General features: G+C 67.6%; 17 protein-coding genes. 5 read left to right on the top strand and 12 right to left on the bottom strand.

The window, feature by feature from the left end; translation table 11 throughout:
* Positions 1 to 11: 11 nt before the first annotated feature.
* Genes J0I47_RS04030 through J0I47_RS04020 form a run of 3 tightly spaced genes read left to right on the top strand, consistent with a single transcriptional unit; the run spans position 12 to position 2,202 of the window.
* Complete coding sequence (locus tag J0I47_RS04030; RefSeq protein WP_294045145.1) at positions 12 to 1,133, top strand: bifunctional 2-C-methyl-D-erythritol 4-phosphate cytidylyltransferase/2-C-methyl-D-erythritol 2,4-cyclodiphosphate synthase; 1,122 nt, start codon at positions 12 to 14, stop codon at positions 1,131 to 1,133.
* An 11-nt stretch (positions 1,134 to 1,144) separates the two neighbouring features.
* Positions 1,145 to 1,684 carry a hypothetical protein gene (locus J0I47_RS04025; RefSeq protein ID WP_294045144.1) on the top strand — a complete coding sequence of 180 codons (540 nt, stop codon included), beginning with the start codon at positions 1,145 to 1,147 and terminating at the stop codon, positions 1,682 to 1,684.
* Positions 1,681 to 2,202 carry a CinA family protein gene (locus J0I47_RS04020; RefSeq protein WP_294045143.1) on the top strand — a complete coding sequence of 174 codons (522 nt, stop codon included), beginning with the start codon at positions 1,681 to 1,683 and terminating at the stop codon, positions 2,200 to 2,202. Before J0I47_RS04025 ends, J0I47_RS04020 begins: the two co-directional genes overlap by 4 nt.
* On the opposite strand, the gene J0I47_RS04015 is transcribed toward J0I47_RS04020, so the two are convergent.
* Complete coding sequence (locus J0I47_RS04015) at positions 2,145 to 2,621, bottom strand: type II toxin-antitoxin system RatA family toxin (protein WP_294045142.1); 477 nt, start codon at positions 2,619 to 2,621, stop codon at positions 2,145 to 2,147. The genes J0I47_RS04020 and J0I47_RS04015 overlap by 58 nt on opposite strands.
* Positions 2,621 to 3,544, bottom strand: coding sequence for a lipoyl synthase (gene lipA / locus J0I47_RS04010; RefSeq protein ID WP_294045141.1), 924 nt, complete (start codon positions 3,542 to 3,544; stop codon positions 2,621 to 2,623). Before lipA ends, J0I47_RS04015 begins: the two co-directional genes overlap by 1 nt.
* Before the next feature lie 65 nt (positions 3,545 to 3,609).
* Between lipA and J0I47_RS04005 the strand changes: the two genes are divergently transcribed.
* On the top strand, positions 3,610 to 4,239 hold the full coding sequence (locus J0I47_RS04005) for a carbonic anhydrase (protein ID WP_294045140.1): 630 nt from the start codon (positions 3,610 to 3,612) through the stop codon (positions 4,237 to 4,239).
* 367 nt (positions 4,240 to 4,606) lie between these two features.
* On the opposite strand, the gene J0I47_RS04000 is transcribed toward J0I47_RS04005, so the two are convergent.
* The 6 genes from J0I47_RS04000 to J0I47_RS03975 all read right to left on the bottom strand — a co-directional run bounded on the left by J0I47_RS04000 (position 4,607) and on the right by J0I47_RS03975 (position 10,792).
* Positions 4,607 to 5,953, bottom strand: coding sequence for an FAD/NAD(P)-binding protein (locus tag J0I47_RS04000; protein ID WP_294045854.1), 1,347 nt, complete (start codon positions 5,951 to 5,953; stop codon positions 4,607 to 4,609).
* Positions 5,954 to 5,963: 10 nt separating this feature from the next.
* Positions 5,964 to 6,230: a DUF6356 family protein gene (locus tag J0I47_RS03995; protein WP_294045139.1), complete on the bottom strand. Its 267-nt coding sequence runs from the start codon at positions 6,228 to 6,230 to the stop codon at positions 5,964 to 5,966.
* A gap of 9 nt (positions 6,231 to 6,239) precedes the next feature.
* Positions 6,240 to 7,013 carry a polyphosphate kinase gene (locus J0I47_RS03990; RefSeq protein WP_294045138.1) on the bottom strand — a complete coding sequence of 258 codons (774 nt, stop codon included), beginning with the start codon at positions 7,011 to 7,013 and terminating at the stop codon, positions 6,240 to 6,242.
* 37 nt (positions 7,014 to 7,050) lie between these two features.
* Positions 7,051 to 8,886 (bottom strand): aspartate--tRNA ligase, encoded by a 1,836-nt coding sequence (aspS, locus tag J0I47_RS03985; RefSeq protein ID WP_294045137.1) that lies wholly within the window; start codon positions 8,884 to 8,886, stop codon positions 7,051 to 7,053.
* Between the two features lie 220 nt (positions 8,887 to 9,106).
* The gene (locus J0I47_RS03980) at positions 9,107 to 9,781 is read right to left on the bottom strand and encodes a PEPxxWA-CTERM sorting domain-containing protein (RefSeq protein ID WP_294045136.1); all 675 of its coding nucleotides are present in this window, start codon (positions 9,779 to 9,781) and stop codon (positions 9,107 to 9,109) included.
* Between the two features lie 324 nt (positions 9,782 to 10,105).
* Positions 10,106 to 10,792 (bottom strand): PEPxxWA-CTERM sorting domain-containing protein, encoded by a 687-nt coding sequence (locus J0I47_RS03975; protein ID WP_294045135.1) that lies wholly within the window; start codon positions 10,790 to 10,792, stop codon positions 10,106 to 10,108.
* Positions 10,793 to 11,046: 254 nt separating this feature from the next.
* Between J0I47_RS03975 and rnd the strand changes: the two genes are divergently transcribed.
* Positions 11,047 to 12,216 (top strand): ribonuclease D, encoded by a 1,170-nt coding sequence (gene rnd / locus J0I47_RS03970; RefSeq protein WP_294045134.1) that lies wholly within the window; start codon positions 11,047 to 11,049, stop codon positions 12,214 to 12,216.
* 9 nt (positions 12,217 to 12,225) lie between these two features.
* Here rnd and J0I47_RS03965 read toward each other — a convergent pair whose 3' ends face one another.
* From J0I47_RS03965 to J0I47_RS03950, 4 genes are read right to left on the bottom strand one after another with little or no spacing between them, the layout of a single operon-like run.
* Positions 12,226 to 13,722 carry a Ppx/GppA family phosphatase gene (locus J0I47_RS03965; RefSeq protein WP_294045133.1) on the bottom strand — a complete coding sequence of 499 codons (1,497 nt, stop codon included), beginning with the start codon at positions 13,720 to 13,722 and terminating at the stop codon, positions 12,226 to 12,228.
* Positions 13,723 to 13,728: 6 nt separating this feature from the next.
* The gene (locus tag J0I47_RS03960) at positions 13,729 to 15,903 is read right to left on the bottom strand and encodes an RNA degradosome polyphosphate kinase (protein ID WP_294045132.1); all 2,175 of its coding nucleotides are present in this window, start codon (positions 15,901 to 15,903) and stop codon (positions 13,729 to 13,731) included.
* Complete coding sequence (locus J0I47_RS03955; RefSeq protein WP_294045131.1) at positions 15,900 to 16,526, bottom strand: DnaA/Hda family protein; 627 nt, start codon at positions 16,524 to 16,526, stop codon at positions 15,900 to 15,902. Before J0I47_RS03955 ends, J0I47_RS03960 begins: the two co-directional genes overlap by 4 nt.
* A complete protein-coding gene (locus tag J0I47_RS03950) occupies positions 16,523 to 17,770 on the bottom strand; it encodes a heavy-metal-associated domain-containing protein (protein WP_294045130.1) in 1,248 nt (415 codons plus the stop codon). Before J0I47_RS03950 ends, J0I47_RS03955 begins: the two co-directional genes overlap by 4 nt.
* Positions 17,771 to 17,809: the final 39 nt, after the last annotated feature.

Genomic DNA, 17,809 nt, shown 5'->3' with positions numbered 1-17,809 from the left:
GGCGCGGCGGCATGGGGTCCACCGATACCGTCGCGTTGATCGTCGCCGCCGGCAAGGGCAGGCGCGCGGGCGGCGATGTGCCCAAGCAGTTCCAGTTGCTCAACGGGTTATCCCTTGTCGAACACAGCCGGCGTGCGCTCGCCGATCATCCGCGGATCGACCGCGTCCTGACGGTCGTCGCGCCGGGCGACGAAGCCCTGGTCGTCGGCGAAACCGCGGTCGGCGGCGCGAGCCGGCGCGAGTCGGTCCGGAACGGCCTTGTCGCGATCGGCACCGCGGCGCGCGTGTTGATCCACGATGCGGCGCGGCCGTTGGTGCCGACGGCGGTGATCGATCGGCTGCTCGACGCCCTCGACGGTTCGCCCGGCGCAGTCCCGGTACTCCCCGTCGCCGACACGCTGGCGATGGCCGGCGATACGCTCGGCGACATCGTCGATCGCTCTTCACTGGCTCGCGTGCAGACGCCGCAGGCGTTCGATTATGCCGCCATCGTCGCGGCTCACGATGCGTGGCCGTCGCATGAGGAGGCGACCGACGACGCCCAGATTCTCCGCCACGCCGGACAGGCCGTGGCGATGGTGGCAGGCGACCCGTTGCTCGACAAGATCACCTATCCCGGCGACCTTGCGCTCGCCGAGGTTCGATTGGGGACAAGGATGCGCGTTCGCACGGCCAGCGGGTACGACGTCCATCGCCTGGTCGCGGGTGAGGAATTGTGGCTCGGCGGAGTACGGATTCCGCACGACAAGGGTCTGTCGGGGCATAGCGACGCCGACGTCGCGCTCCACGCCGTCACCGATGCCGTGCTGGGCACGATCGCGGCGGGCGATATCGGGACGCATTTCCCGCCGAGCGATCCGCAGTGGCGCGGCGCCGAATCGGGCCAGTTCCTGCGACATGCCGCGTCGCTGGTCACGGCTGCGGGTGGCATCATCGATTTCGTCGACCTGACGATCATTTGCGAGGCGCCCAAGATCGGCCCGTGGCGCGAGCCGATCCGCCAGCGTATCGCCGCGTTGTTGCGGCTGAGCATCGACCAAATTAGCGTGAAGGCGACGACGACCGAGCGGCTGGGCTTCACCGGTCGCGGCGAAGGAATCGCGGCACAAGCCATCGTGACGATACGGATTTGAGAGGGAAACAGATGAGGACGAAGACGATCGCGACAGTTGCCACGCTGTGGCTCGGCATCGCCGCGACGACGGCGCAGGCGGCGACGGCGCCGTGCCTGACCGAAAGCGAGGCGCAATCCTTGTTCCTGGCCGTGGCGCCCGACGCGATCGACGCGGTGGGTCAGAAGTGCGCCGCGCAACTCGCGCCGAACGCGACGCTGCGCGGTGGCCTCGGCGCGCTGGTCGGGCGCTATCGCGTCGCGGCGGACGCGGCGTGGCCGCAGGCGAGCCTGGCGATCGCCAAGATCGGTAGCGCCGACATGAAGGGCGTGGACCCGGCGATGCTGCGACCGATGATCGGGCCCATGATCGCGCAGATGGCGACCGACAAGATGAAGCCCGCCGATTGCGTGCTGGTCGATCGCCTCGCGACTCAGCTCGCGCCGTTGCCGCCGGCCAATACCGCCAGTCTGATCGTCGTGATCGCGCAGGAAGCGATGCGCGACAAGGGCAAGGCCAACGACGCCCCGTTCACGATCTGCCCCGCCGTCCCTATATCGGCGGCGAAGTGACCGATACCATCCTCCCTGCCGAACTCGTCGAGGCCGCGCGCCGCGTGGTCGAGGGCAATCGCGCCATCGGTCGCCGCGTCGCGCTGGCCGAAAGCTGCACCGGCGGGCTGGTCGCGGCGGCGATCACCGAGATACCGGGATCGTCCGAGGTGCTGCTGGGCGGGCTCGTGACCTATTCGAACGAGGCGAAGCGCGACCTGCTCAACGTCAGCAGCGACGTGCTCGATACGTTCGGCGCGGTGTCGATCGCGACGGCCTGGTCGATGGCGCAGGGTGCGCTGGAGGCAACGCAGGCCGACGTGGCCGTGGCGATCACCGGCGTTGCCGGGCCGGCAGGCGGCAGCGACAAGAAGCCGGTCGGGACCGTCGTCTTCGCCCGCGCCGAGCGGGATGCCGATCCGTCCGAAGTGGTCGCCGATCGCAGGGATTTCGGCGATCTCGGCCGCGGCGGAGTGCGGCTTCAGGCGGCGCTGTGCGCGCTGGAGCTTCTGATGCCGCCCGAGGCGTCCGCGCCGTAGAGTATCGCCGCGCGTTCCTCGAACGCGCCGATCATCTTGCGCAGCGCCTGGCCGAACAATTGCCCGGCCATCATCTCGAACACGCGGTTCTTGAAGGCGAAGTCGACCGCGAAATCGACCTCGCACCCGCCCGGCGCCGCGCGGAACTGCCAGTCATTGGTCAGGTATTTGAGCGGTCCGTCGAGATAGTCGACATGAATGCTGTCCGACCGGCTCTTGCGCACCTTCGACGTGAAGGTCTCGCGCAGCCCCTTGAAGCCGACGATCATGTCGGCGACCATCTCGGTCGTCGAATTCGACCGCACCCGGATCGCGCTGACCCAGGGCAGGAACTCCGGATAGCGCGCGACGTCGGCGACCAGGTCGAACATCTGCTCCGGCGCGTAGGGCAGCCGGCGCGTTTCGGCGTGGCGCGGCATCAGCCGCGACGCGCGAGCTGGGCCTCTCGCGCCGCCTTCATCTTGGCGAAATCGTCGCCCGCGTGATAGCTCGACCGCGTCAGCGGCGAGGCCGCGACCAGCAGGAAGCCTTTCGCACGCGCGATCGCGGCATAGGCGTCGAACGCCTGCGGCGTCACGAAGTCCTGCACCTTGGCGTGGCGCGGGGTCGGCTGGAGATACTGCCCCATCGTCAGGAAATCGACATCGGCCGAGCGCATGTCGTCCATCACCTGATGCACCTCCAGCCGCTCCTCGCCCAGGCCGAGCATCACGCCCGACTTGGTGAAGATCGACGGATCGTGCCGCTTGACGCTCTCCAGCAGACGCAGCGACGCGTAGTAGCGCGCGCCCGGCCGGATCGTCGGATAGAGCCGCGGGACGGTCTCCAGATTGTGGTTGTAGACGTCGGGCCGCGCCGTGACGATCGCCTCGACTGCCGCCACGCTCTTGTTGCGGAAATCGGGCGTCAGGATCTCGATCGTGGTCGAGGGTGTGTTGCGGCGGAGCGCCTCGATCACCTTGACGAACTGCGCCGCACCGCCGTCGGGCAAGTCGTCGCGATCGACCGACGTCACCACGATATGCTCCAGCCCGAGCTCGGCCGCCGCGACCGCGACATGCTCGGGCTCCAGCGGGTCGACCGCGCGTGGCATGCCGGTCTTCACGTTGCAGAACGCGCAGGCCCGCGTGCACGTGTCGCCCAGGATCATCACCGTCGCGTGCTTCTTGGTCCAGCACTCGCCGATGTTCGGGCAGGCCGCTTCCTCGCACACCGTCGCCAGATTGAGCCGGCGCATCAGCGATTTCGTCTCGGCGAACGCGCTGCCACCGGGCGCCTTCACGCGAATCCAGTCGGGCTTGCGGACGCGCGGTTCGCGCAGGACGGGCGATATTTCGTTCATGCCGCCGCAGATAGCGATGCGCAGCGCGCCTTGCCACCCCCCTCGCCACTTGGCAAAGCCGCGCCATGACCGACTTCAACGACCTCATCGACGGCTATCACCGCTTCCGCACCAGCGAGTATCGCCGGCACCACGACCGCTGGTCCGATTTGCGCGAAGGCCAGAACCCGCGCGTGATGGTGATCGCCTGCTCCGACAGCCGAGTCGATCCCGCGCAGATCTTCGACACCGTGCCCGGCGAGATCTTCACGGTGCGCAACATCGCCAACCTGGTGCCGCCGTTCGAGACCGGCGGCGGGCGGCACGGCGTGTCGGCGGCGGTCGAGTTCGCCGTCACCCAGCTTGAAGTGCCGGAGATCGTCGTGATGGGCCACGGCTCGTGCGGCGGCGTCCAGGCGTCGCTGACCGGCGTGTTCGACGGCGCTCCCCCGGGCGAAGGCGGGTTCGTCGCGCACTGGGTCGACATGCTGCACGATGCCCGCGCCAAGGTGGTCTGCGAGCACGGCACCGGCCCCGAAGCGACGCGCGCGCTGGAACTGGAGACAGTGCGCGTGTCGATCGCCAACCTGCGCACCTTTCCGTTCGTCGCCGAACGCGAGGCGGCGGGGGAGCTGGCGCTGCGCGGGGCGTATTTCGCGATCCGCGACGGCGTGCTGCACGTGATGGACGAATCGGGCGAGTTCGCGCCGGTCTGACCGGCCAAACTTGACGAAATTGACGGGGGTAAGGATCGGCCTCGCGCGTCATCGCGCGCCGCCAAAGTTGACGAAATTGACGAGGGTAGCGGCCGGACCGCATCGCCTGGGCCGGATCGACATTCATCAATGCCGTCAGTTTCAGTCCTCTCGTCATCCCCGCGCAGGCGGGGATCCAGATGCGATGCCGTGGCGATCGACCGGGCGCGGTCAGCGTTAATGGATCCCCGCCTGCGCGGGGATGACGGAAAGGAAGGGTAGCAGAGCCGCCCCACCTCGATCGGTCCTGGATATCCGCTGGCGTCGCCGTCATCCGACGCGCCGTGACAGACGAAATCCTACATGGCGAGCGGCACCGCGACTCGCCTCACAGCCCCTCGCCGCCCACCCATTGCGCGTTCGACAGGCGCCGCGCGAGGTTCCACGTCTGCTGGCGGATGTCGGGCACCGCGACGATTTCCCAGAACGCGCCGCGAGTCATCGGACCGAGCGCGTAGAGTCGCTCGTTGGGCAGGCCGTCCGCCGCGATCGTCCGGGCGCAGCCATCGACATCGATCCCCAGCCGCGCCGGATCGGCGCGGATCACGCCGCGATCGCGCAGCGTCGCGAGCAAAGGCTCGGTCGTCCGCGTGAGGTCGCCCTGCGGCCCGGTGCAGTTGACGATCCGGCGGAACATTGTGCGCTCGACCGTCTCGCTCCCGCGCCGGCGCCAGGTGACGGCGATACCGTCCGGCGTCTCCTCGGCGGCGATGGTCTTGCCCGCCACCGCTTCGAGTTGTCCGCGGTCTCGCATCGCCTCGAGCCGGTCGGCGACTTGCGGGGCGAGGCGGTGGCGGTGCACGTCCCACCACGGGCGCAGGTGGCGCAGGAAGCGCTCACGCTCCGCTTCGCTGGCATTGGCCCACATCGCCTGCGTGTAGGGGCGCAGTTCGTCGACCGCCGCCCGCCAGCCGATCGCCTCGCCCCGCGCCCGCACGCGGCGGAGCAGATCGGCGGGCGACTCGGTCGGACGCTCGGGCAGGCCCGGCCCCGGCGCGGGCGCGTCGTGCCGGCGCGGCAGCAGCCCGCGCCGCGACAGCGCGACGATCCTGCCGCGATAGCCGCTCGCCTCCAGCATCAGGGCGATATCGACCATCGTCAGCCCGGTACCGATCAGCAGCACGGTATCCCCATCGTCCAGCCCCGTCGCCACGCTGGGATCCCACGGATCGCTCTTGTAGCGGTCGGGCGACAGCGCGCCGCCGAACCCCGGCGGATCGTGTGGCGGCAGGTTGCCGACCGCCAGCACGGCGGCATCGGCGGCGAGCGTCGTGCCGTCGGCCAGCGTGAGCCGCGCGCCGCCGTCGTCGCAGGCGATGTCGGTGACGTCGCCGCGCCGCACCTCGAGCCGGTTGCCGCTCGCGGCGATCGCTTGGTCGAGCATGTCGCGGAGATATGCGCCGTAGGTCACGCGCTCGGCGAAGCTGGTCGTATCGCCCTTGCCATGCTCGGTCAGCCAGCGGACGAAGTGACCGGGATCGTCGGGCAGCGCGCTCATGTTGCCGGCGCGGACGTTGAGCACGTGGCTGGGGTGCGCCGCCCCGTATGCGAGCCCCTTGCCCGGCTCCGCCGCTCGTTCGATCAGGGTCGCGCGCGGACCGTCGTGGCGGAGCAGGTTGATCGCCTGGAGCGTGCCGGAAAAGCCCGCGCCGACGATCGCGACGTGCCGGATCATCATGGTCGCGTCAGATTTCGTATTCGAGTTGCCATTCGGGCGCGCGATGCGCCGGCGGCTGTTCGGCGAAGGCCGGCTGGCGCGCGCGCATCTGGTCGTACAGCCGCTTGACCGTCGCCGACGCGGTCCGGGTGCACAGTGCCGGGATGACCGCGTGCACCATCGCCGCGAGGCCGCCGCCGATCATCCGGATGCCGAATCCGAACGCCGTGGCCGCATGCTCGCCATAGCTTTCGCCGACGCTGCGCGGATGGCGAAGGAAATAGCGATCCAACATGCCGCCTTCCTACAACCCCAGCGCCTTCTTCGCCACCTTCTCCAATTCGGGGTCGAGCGGCGGCGGGGTCATGTCGACATGGGCTTCCAGTCGATCGGCGATCGCCGTCAGCGCGGCGATCCGCGCGGCCTTCTTGTCATTGCCGTCGATCGCGATCCACGGTGCCCAGCGCGTGTCGGTGCGGCGGAACATCTCGTCCATCGCCTCGAGATAATCGGCACGTCTGGCGCGGTTGCGATAGTCTTCGAGGCCGGTCTTCCAGCGTTTCCACGGATGGTCGAGCCGTGCCTTCAGCCGGTCGTCCTGCTCCGCCTGCGTCGCATGGACGAACAGCTTGACGATCGTCGTGCCCCAATCGGCCTGCTGCGCCTCGAACTCGTTGATCTCGTCATAGCCGCGACGCCATGCCGTCTCGGGGGTCAGTTCCTCGACGCGTTCCACCAGCACGCGCCCGTACCACGAGCGGTCGAACACGCTGATATGTCCGTTCGCCGGCAGGCGTTGCCAGAAGCGCCACAGGAACTGGTGGGCGCGCTCCTCCTCGGTCGGCGCCTTGATCGGCCAGACCTTGTAGTTGCGCGGGTCCCATTCGGCGGTCATCCGCTGGATGATCCCGCCCTTGCCGGCGGCGTCCCAGCCCTCGAACAGGACCACCGCGCGCCGCTGATGAACGATGTGCGCGACCTGGATGTGCGCCAGCCGCTTCTGCAAATGGGCGAGGTCGTGGTCGTAATCGCCGTCGTACGTGGCGCCGGCTTCGTAATCGGAGAGGTCGATCGTCATGGCGCGACCCTAGCCCGGATCGCGCCATGCTCAAGCCTCAGCCCGCGGCGGGATCGACTGAACCCGTTACTGCTTTTGCCTTCAACGTATCGTCTTGCTCGATCAATCGGATGTTGAGCTCGCGCAACTGCTTGTTGGTGGCGAAGTTCGGCGCGCCCATCATCAGGTCCTCCGCCTTCTGCGTCATCGGGAAGACGATGACCTCACGGATGTTGGGCTCGTCGGCGAGCAGCATGACGATGCGATCGACCCCCGGTGCCGACCCGCCGTGCGGCGGCGCGCCGAACTTGAAGGCGTTAATCATGCCGGCGAAGTTGGTGTCGACGTCCGCCTGGCTGTATCCGGCGATCTCGAACGCCTTGTACATGATCTCCGGCCGATGGTTGCGGATCGCGCCCGACGACAGCTCCACGCCGTTGCAGACGATGTCATACTGATACGCCAGGATATCGAGCGGATCCTTGCTCTCCAGCGCTTCCAGTTCGCCCTGCGGCATCGAGAACGGGTTGTGGCTGAAGTCGACCTTCTTCGCATCCTCGTCATATTCGAACATCGGGAAATCGACGATCCAGCAGAACTCGAACCTTTTGTCGTCGATCAGCCCGAGTTGCTCGGCGACGCGCGTTCGCGCCAGCCCGGCAAGCTTGGCAGCCTGCGCTTCCTTGCCGGCGGCGAAGAAGATGCCGTCGTTGGGGCCCAGGCCCATCGCGTCGGCGATCGCCTTCATCCCCTCCTGCCCGTGGTTGTTGGCGATCGGGCCGCCGAACACGCCGTCCTTCTGCGTGGCATAGCCCAAGCCAGGGAAGCCTTCGCTCTGCGCCCAGCTGTTCATGTCGTCGAAGAACTTGCGGCTCTTGTCATGCGTCGCGGGCGCGGGCAGCGCGCGGACGACGTCGCCGGCCTCGACCATCGACGCGAAACGGCCAAAGCCGGAGCCGGTGAAGTGGTCCGACACGTCGGTGATGACGATCGGGTTGCGCAGGTCGGGCTTGTCGTTGCCGTATTTCAGCATCGATTCACGATAGGGGATGCGCTTGAACGGTAGCGGCGACACGGTGCGGCCCTTGCCCTGCCAGTCGGCAAATTCCTCGAACACGCCGTGCAGCACCGGCTCGATCGCGGCGAACACGTCGTCCTGGGTCACGTAGCTCATCTCGAAATCGAGCTGGTAGAACTCGCCCGGACTGCGATCGGCACGAGCATCCTCGTCGCGGAAACAGGGCGCGATCTGGAAGTAGCGGTCGAAGCCGGCGACCATCAGCAATTGCTTGAACATCTGCGGCGCCTGGGGAAGCGCGTAGAACTTGCCGGGATGGACGCGGCTCGGGACTAGATAGTCGCGCGCGCCCTCCGGGCTGGAGGCGGTCAGGATCGGGGTCTGGAACTCGGTGAAACCCTGGTCGATCATCCGCCGACGCAGCGACGAGATGACGTGGCTGCGCAGCATGATGTTGGCGTGCAACCGCTCGCGCCGCAGGTCGAGGAAACGGTAGCGGAGGCGGATGTCCTCGGGATAGTCGGCCTCGCCCGCGACCGGCAGCGGCAGTTCGGCGGCCGGCGACTGCACGGTGACGCTTTTCGCGAACACCTCGATCGCGCCGGTGGCGAGGTTGGCGTTTGCCGTGCCCTCCGCGCGCGCCTTCACGGTGCCGTCGATCGTCACCACCGATTCCGCGCGCAGCGATTCGAGGATCGGCAGCGCCGGGCTGTCGCTGTCGGCGACGACCTGGGTGATGCCGTAATGGTCGCGCAAGTCGACGAACAGCACGCCGCCATGATCGCGCTTGCGATGCACCCAGCCCGACAGGCGGACGTCCTGGCCGACATCTCCCGCGGTCAGCGCGGCGCAAGTGTGGGTGCGATAGGCGTGCATGGCTCGTACATTTCCGTGTGCTTGCGCCCGAGCGAAGCCGCATCGCGCGCGATCGGCCGTCGCTCGCACGAGGCCCAGATGCGCGCGCTCTCCCCAGCCCCTCCCGATTTGTCAACCCGTGGCGCCGACCGCGGCGCCGATCCGGCTCGGCTTCGGGACATGAAAAAGGGAGGGCGACGGCCGTGGCCGCGCCCTCCCCGTACACGATCGCGCTCGCCGTTTACGCGAACGCGACCTTGGTCTTGCGGCTACGCAACGCGCCGCCCATCAGCCCGAAACCGACGATCATCAGCGCCCAGCTGGCCGGTTCGGGAACCGCGACGAGATTGACGGTATCGTTGGTCGTGCCGGCGCCGGAACCGAACGTCACGTCGTAGCGGACCGTCGTCGAAAACGGACCGGCCACGTTGATCGCCGGTCCGCCTTGGGCAACGCCGAGGCCGGTGAAGGTCGACATCTTCATCAGCGTGCCGGAATAGGCGGCGTTGGCGGCATTGTAATAGGTCGACATCATCACCGATTGCGCCGAACCCGACAGCAGGTTCGACGTGAACGAACTCATCAGGCCGCCGCTGAAGGCGCTGAGGTCGGTATTGCTGAAATAGATGCTGACGACGTTGTTCTGGCCGGTCTGACCATTGTCGATCTGCGTGACCATCGCCTGAGTCATGAGCGATGGCTGAGTCAGCATCGGCGTGCCGAGAACGCCGAGGTTGAACAGATAATTGCCGACGACGCCCGTGTAGCGCGTGGCGCCCGGTGTCGCAGTATCGCTGGCCAGCTGCGTGATGGCGCCGCCGTTCAGCGAATAGCCGATGAAGATCGTCGCGTCGGCCGGCATGGCCGCCGCGATGGCGATGCTCGACGTCAACGATGCGAGCAGGATACGCTTCATTACTTTCCCCTTGTTCGAACCCGACCGCAACCGGGGCCAGTCCCCGCCGCTCGTCGAACCCAGGCGTCGCCGTCGATCGAGATCGGGCGTCGCCGAAGGGGATACGTTTACAAAAGGTAAACGCTCCCGCCGGAGCGCGGCAAGTTTTCCTGCATTACGATGACACGTGTCTCATCGCGGGACGGCGCTGCTCAAAGTATTGAAATGGGCGGTGAAACGACGCGCGGGCCATCGCCGCGACGGAAATCCATGCGACATCGTCGGCGCAACAAAAAAGGGTGCCGGCCTTTCGGCCGACACCCTCCTTGAAGAAGCTCGTCGCTATTAGGCGAAAGCAACCTTGGTCTTGCGGCTGCGGAGAGCCGCACCCATCAGGCCGAAGCCCATGATCATCATGCCCCAGGTGGCCGGCTCCGGCACCGCGGTCAGCTGCGCGGTCGAGTTGAACGTGCCGTTGCCCGCGCCGAAGTTCAGCGTGTACAGCGTCGTCTCCGAGAACGGACCCGTCAGCGCGAGGGCGTTGGTACCGACGAACGTGCTCGGGCCCGTGGTGAAGTTCTTCGACTGCAGCAGCGTGCCGCCGTACAGCGCGTTGCTGGCGCTGTAGTACGAAGAGATCGTCACGTTCTGCGCCGAACCCATCAGCGAGTTCGCGGTGAACGAGCTCCCCAGCGTGCCGGTGAACGAGTTCATGTTGGTCTGCGTGAACGCGACCAGCAGGGTCGACGCGCCGTTGCCCGCCGACTGGACGTTGATCGAGTTGGTCAGGAAGTCCGGCTGCGCCGAGAACGGATAGCCCGTTGCACCGACGTTGAACTGATAGCCGGCCGCAACGGTGGTCGAGCCCGCCGCACCCGAACCCGTCGAGGTCTGCGTGCCACCGTCCGACGCCAGGAGGTTCCAGGTCGTGCCGCCATTGGTCGAGTAGGCGATAAAGATACCCGCGTGGGCCGGAGCCGCCGCAGCGATGGCGAAGCTCGAAGCCAGCGCCAGAAGTCCAATACGCTTCATTTTCATTCCCCTTTTACAAGGTTACATCAATCGGCAGATTGTTCCCGCTGGCCGCCGGGTGTTGGATGCGAACCCATGTTAAAGGCCTGTCCGGACGAATCCGGGCCAGCCCTCCGCCGAGTCCAATACGTTAATCAGCCGTAAATGTATCCCCCCGCTTGAGAAAAAAACCCGCCGCCATGTGTCAATTCTGGACTCAGCGAGCAGTCTTCCGACATTCTTGCCCCGCCCGGTTTTCCCGCTAAGGCTGCGCGATGCACATCTTGCCGCTCATCACCGACAGTTCCGCGCTTGCCAACCTGTGCGCCCGGCTGTCGCAAGCCGATTTCGTCGCGGTAGATACTGAGTTCATGCGGGAATCGACCTATTGGCCCGAACTCTGCCTGATCCAGGTCGCCGACGAGAACGAGGCGGCGGCGATCGATCCGCTGGCGCCGGGTATCGATCTTCAGCCGCTGCTCGACCTGCTGGTCGACAATGAAGAGGTGTTGAAGGTCTTTCATGCCGGCGGGCAGGACATCGAGATCATCTACAACCTGACCGGCAAGACGCCGCACCCGTTGTTCGACACGCAGATCGCGGCGATGGCGCTGGGGCAAGGCGAGCAGATCGGCTATTCGAACCTGGTCGACAGCTGGCTGGGGATCCCGATCGACAAGGGCGCGCGGTTCACCGACTGGGCGCGGCGCCCGCTCGAGGCGCGGCAGGTCGATTACGCGATCGGCGACGTCACGCATCTCGCGCGGATCTTCCCCAAGATGCTGGCGCGATTGAAGAAGACCGGGCGCGGCGCCTGGCTCGATCAGGAGATGGAGCGGATCGCCGACCCCGCCAATTACGCCAACGATCCCGATCTGGCGTGGAAGCGCGTGCGGATCGCGGGGCGCAAGCCAGAGGTGCTCGGCCGGTTGAAGGCGCTGGCGCGGTGGCGCGAGGCGGAGGCGCGGGGCAAGAACCTGCCGCGTGGTCGCATCGTCAAGGACGAGACGCTGGCCGATCTCGCCAGCCACCCGCCGAAGAAACAGGGCGATCTGGCGAAGGTACGCGGACTGTCGGCGACGTGGGCGGGGAACGATATCGGCGGGCGGCTGATGGCGGCGATCGCCGATGCCAAGCCGATGACCGATGCCGAACTGCCGCCGCGCGACGACCGCAAGCCGGGACTGGGCAAGGACGGCGCGCTGGTCGCCGACCTGCTCAAGCTGCTGCTCAAGATCAGGAGCCGCGACATCGACGTCGCCTCGCGGCTGCTCGCCCGGTCGGAGGAACTGGAGGCGCTGGCCGCCGGACAACGCCAGGGTCTCTCGATCCTGGAGGGCTGGCGCTACGACCAGTTCGGCCACGACGCGCTCGACCTCGTCGAGGGTCGGCTGGCGTTCGCGGTCAAGGGCGGCAAGCTCAAGATGACGCGGACCGAAGCCTAGGGTCAGACCCTAGCGCGTCAGCACCGGCGTTCGGTCGCAGGCGGTGGCCAGCGCGACGTGGCGGCGCTGCACGGTCTCGCCATACAGCGCGGCGTCGTCGCCCGGCAGGTGCAGCGTCAGCGCCGACCCGTCCTCCCCCAGTCGCGCGCGTTCGAGCGGGCCGGCGACCCCGCCCGACAGCCGCTGGCCGAGCCGCATCGCCAGCCCCCATTGCACCGCGCGCTTGAGATCGGTGGGCGTGGCCAGTGCGGCGATGGCCGGCGGCGAGTCGTTGCCGCCGCCGAGCGACGTCCACAGCGCCTGCGCCACGATCGCCCGGCCGCGCGCGTCGATCGCCACCCAATTGCCGTGCAGCGCGATCTCGATCCCGCGTTCGGCCCGGAACTCGGGATTGGCATGCCAGCCGACATCGGCGAGCAGGCACGCCGCCAGCCGCAAGCGCTTCATCGCCGGCGTATCCTCGAACAGCGGCGCGATCCAGCGGTCGAGCAGGTCGCCATGTTCGGGAAAGCGGCCCAGCCGTTGGCCATCGGCGCGCGCCGCGACGATCAGCGGGTCCTGCGCGCGCGTCTCGGCGTCGAGCGCTTCGTAGAGCAGTCCTTCGCGCAGACCGAAGCTCGACACCACCGTCCGCTCGCTCTTTAGGTGACGGAGCAATGCCGCCAGCACCGCCGCCGCATCGTTGAGCATCGGCGCGCGCTGCGACGACACGCCGGGCACTTCCTTCAACACGCCCTTCCCGACATGGCTGACTGTCCGCACCAGCCGCGCGATCGTGTCGGGCGTCATCGCATATTGCTGGATGATCGGCAGCGGATAGCGAGTCGCATGCATGTCGAGCCGCGCCAGGCTGCGCCACGAACCGCCGACGAGGTAGAGCGGCAGGCCCTTCCCCTTCCCCGCCCAGCCCGACTGGTCGAGCAGCTTGGCGACGCGGCGATCGATCGCGCCCTTACCCTTCTGGCGCAAAGCCGCAACGCGCAGCACGCCGAGTGGGAACGACACGCGGTCGCGCAATTCGCCCTTCTTCACGCGCACCAGTTCGAGACTGCCGCCGCCCAGGTCGCCGACGATGCCGTCCGCCTCCGGGATCGCCGACAGCACGCCCATGCCCGCGGCGATCGCTTCCTTCTCGCCCGACATCAGCTCGACCGGCAGGCCGATCTTCGCCGCCGCGTCGAGCAACACGCGCCCGTTCGCCGCCTCGCGGACGGCCGCGGTGGCGACAGTGCGCAGGCTGGTCACCTCGATCTCGCGCGCCAAAGCGGCGAAACGGTCGAGCGTCGCGACCGCGATGGCGATGGATTCGTCGCTCAGCCGTCCACTTTCGGCAAGTCCCTTGCCGAGCCCCGCCATCACCTTTTCGTTGAACAAGGTCGCCGGCAACCGCGCCGGCCCCTGATAGACGACCAGGCGGATCGAGTTCGACCCGATGTCGATGATCGCGGTGCGCGGCTCGGCAATGGCCGCCTCGCTGCGCGGCTTGCTGAACAGGAGCATCGCCATGTCGCGCTAGGACCGCCGCGCCAGCGACAGCTTGGGCACCGCCTTGCCCTCCAGCGACGCGCCGCGCCCGCTGAGCGACGGGTTGGTCATGAAATAGCGATGCAGGTTGAACGGCTTGCCCTCCGGCTCGAGCCGGTCGTAGCTGCCATCGGGATTGAGTACCCAGCTCTGTTCGTTGTCGATCAGGTTGGCGACCATCACCTGATCGAGGATTTGGTCGTGGACGGTCGGGTTGAGGATCGGCAGCATGTATTCGACGCGGCGGTCGAAATTGCGCGGCATCCAGTCGGCCGAGGAGATGAAGATCTTCGCGCCATCGTTGGGCAGCGCCTTGCCGTTGCCGAAGCACCAGATGCGGCTGTGTTCGAGGAAGCGGCCGATCACCGATTTGACGCGGATGTTCTCCGACATGCCGGGCACACCGGGACGCAGGCAGCAGATGCCCCGGATGATGAGGTCGATCTCGACCCCCGCATTGGACGCCTCGTACAGTTTCTCGATGATCGCGGGATCGACCACCGAGTTCATCTTCGCCCAGATCGCCGCTGGCTTGCCGGCACGTGCATTGTCGATCTCGGTATCGATCAACGCGGTCAGGCGCGGGCGCAGGTCGCGCGGGGAAATGCCGATCAGCGACAGCGTCGGTTCGACATAGCCGGTCACGTAATTGAAGATCTGGGCGGCGTCGCGGCCGATCTCCGGATCGGCGGTGAAGAAGCTGAGGTCGGTATAGATGCGCGCGGTGATCGGGTGATAATTGCCGGTGCCGAAATGGCAGTAGGTGCGATACTCGCCCGCCTCCCGTCGCACCACCAGCGACACCTTGGCGTGCGTCTTCCAGTCGAAGAAGCCATAGACCACCTGCACGCCGGCGCGTTCGAGCGCGGAGGCCCAGAGCAGGTTCTGCTCCTCGTCGAACCGCGCCTTCAGCTCGACCACCGCCGTCACCGACTTGCCGCTTTCCGCGGCCGCGATCAGCGCGTTGATGACCGCCGACTGTTTGCCCGCGCGGTACAACGTCTGCTTGATCGCGACGACGTCGGGATCGGCGGCGGCCTGTTTCAGGAATTCGATCACCACCTCGAACGTCTCGTACGGGTGATGGACGACGATGTCCTTGGCCTTGATGGCGGCGAAGCAGTCGCCGCCGAACTCGCGGATCCGCTCGGGGAAACGCGGCGCGAAGGGCACGAACTTCAGGTCGGGGCGATTCTCGTCGATCACCGCTTCAAGGTCGTGGAGGCCGAGGAACGCACCACTTTCGGTGGCGAAGGCGTCGCCCCCGGCCAGTTCGTCGCGCAGCACCGCGCCCAGCCCCTCGGGCATGCCCGATTCGAGCTCGAGCCGGATCACCCGCCCGCGCCGCCGCCGCTTGATCGCGTTGGCGAAGTAGCGGACCAGATCCTCCGCCTCCTCCTCGATCTCGATGTCGCTGTCGCGCAGCACGCGGAACTCTGCGGCGCCGGCGACGGCATAGCCCGGGAAGATGATCGACGAGAATCGTTTCACCAGCGATTCGACCGCGACGTAGCGCGCCTTCTCGCCCGGCATCCGCACGAACCGCGCCATCGGGGCGGGCAGCATCACCAGCTCGCGGATCGCCTCCCCGTCCGACGCGCGGACCAGGTCGAAGATCACCGCCAGCCCCTTGTTGGGAATGAACGGGAACGGATGCGCGGGGTCGAGCGCCTGAGGGGTCAGGATCGGGAAGATCTGGTCGCGGAAATGCGCTTCCAGCCACGCCGCCTCTTCCGGCGACACCGCGTCGTCGATCTGGCGCGAGCCGAGCACCTGGATACCGGCATCGGCGAGCTGGCGCCGCAAGTCGCGCCAGATACTGCGCTGATCCTCGACCAGCGAATCGGCCGACTCGACTATCGCCGCGAGTTGCTCGCGCGTGGTCAGCCCGTCCGGCGAGCGGCGCTCGACGTCCTGCTTCTGCTGCCCCATCAACCCGGCGACGCGCACCATGAAGAATTCGTCGAGGTTGGATCCCGAGATCGACAGGAAGCGCAGCCGTTCGAGCAGCGGATGCGCGGGATTGCACGCCTCCTCCAGCACGCGGCGGTTGAACGCGAGCCAGCTCAACTCGCGGTTGAAGAAGCGCTCGCCCCCCTCCCCGCTTTCGAACGGGTCTTCGTCGTGATGGGCCAGGCGGGTGAGGTGGGCGGGGCGAGTCATTGGGGTCCGTGCTCGTCGACGGGACCGATGATTCCCGCGTCGGCCAGTGTGGCGCGCGCGCGCGGAATCGACAAGCGTTTGCGACGTTCGAGCATGTCCTGATCGAGCACATCGACCGCGCGTTCGATCGCGACGAAGCTGCGTTCGAGCCGCTTCGCCAGCCACGTCACGAGGTCGGGCCGCGCATCGAGCTGGCGGCGATCGAACTGGCGCTGCAACAGCGCGTGCATCAGGTCGTCGTCGGGCTGGCCAATGGTCGCGACCGGGCTGGCGGCAAGGCGCGAACGGAGGTCGGGGATCGACACGCGCCAGTCAGGCGGCGCCGTCTCCGCCACGAACAATTGCGGGCGCCGGTCCGCCTGCGCGGTGTTCCAGGCGTGGAAAAGGTCCTTTTCCGATCGCCGGTCGGCATCGTCGATCACGCTGCCGTTGCTCCGTGTCGCGAACAGCCGCGCCAGCAGGCTCCGCCCCGACTTGCGCGGGCCGACCAGCAAAGCGGTCTTGACCGGCCATGTCGCCCAACGTTCGAGCAGGTGGAAAGCCTGCGCGTTCGATGCGGTCACCAGAAAATCGTCGTCGCCGGGACCGGGCGGCCACGCCAGCGGCAGGCCGAGCTGGCTCATCCGGTGGTCGTGGCGTCCGACGGCACGTTGGGCGGCGGCAGGCTCGCGCGGCGCATCCGCAACGTCGTGCCGTTCCGCCCGACCGCATAGCCGCGTGCCTGCAACGCCGATCGCAGGGCATCCGGATCGCCGACATAATCGAGCCGCATCACCGACACCCCGCCGATCGCCAGGCTGATGGTCGACGCACCGCTGACGCCGGGGATGCCGCGCACCGTCGCTTCGGCCGAGGCCACCGCGGCGGCGCTGGGCGTATCGAACTGGATCATGATCGCGGTAGCGCCCGCGACCGGCGTGTCGCTGGCGGCGGTGGCGGTCTCGACCGGGGTCGGCGTCGCGGTCGGCGTCGGCATCGGCGGCGCGATATAGGCGAGGCTCGGATCGATCCCGAGCGACCCGCCGAGCAATGCCGCCTGATAGATCGCGTCGATCCGCTTCACGCCGGTGTCGAGCAATGCCGTGATGCCGTCCGCGCTCTGCACGCTCAACGAGAAGCGGCCGAGCAGGCGATTGTCCGGCCCATGCCGCGCCTCGAACGTGCCGATCACCGGCCCGCCCGGCCACTGCCGCGCCAGCGTGACGCTCGCGACGAGGACGTCGGCCGCCGCATAATGGTCGAGCACGTTGCGCCACCAATAGCGATCGCGCCTTTCCGCCTGGCCGACATCGAGCAGCAACGAGTCGATCCCATTGCCCTCCGGCCGCACGTAATCGACCGTGCTGTCGTCGGCGCGGAAGCGTGCCCAGGCCTGGCTCCACGGATTGTCCTGCTCGAAGGTGACGCCCGCACCGCCCGTCACCATCACCGGCATCAGCACCATCGGCGACGACCGCATGCCGGCGCCGCTCGCGCCGAGCAGCCCGGCGATCTTGGCGCGGCTGAACAGCACGCCGAGCTTGGCGATATAGCGGTTGGGGCCGATCCGCTCGTCCTGGATGACGATTCCGGTCACCATCTGGTCGAGCACCGAATCGGACGGCGCGCCGGCGCCCTCGCCCATCTTGCGCGCGAGCATCATGTACGCCTTGCGCTGCGCCAGCCGCCAGCCCGCAAAACGCGCGGCGTCGGCGGTCGGACCGGTCGTGTCGACCGCGACGTCGTCCACCTCGAAGCTGCCGCCGACATCGCTCGGCGCGTTGATGTCTATCGTGTCGCTCGCCTGGGCCCAGACGATCCCGGCGGCGCCGACGATCGCGAGCATCGCGAGGACGCCCGAGGCGGAAAAAAGACGGGCACGGCGCATGACGGGCGCCCTTTTGGCGAAGCAGGCGTGGAAATCCAA

This window comes from Sphingomonas sp., from assembly GCF_017304635.1.
Classification (GTDB): Bacteria; Pseudomonadota; Alphaproteobacteria; order Sphingomonadales; family Sphingomonadaceae; genus Sphingomonas.
The sequence above is the reverse complement of the archived record's forward strand: the minus strand, read 5'-3'. Positions and strand labels throughout refer to the sequence as shown.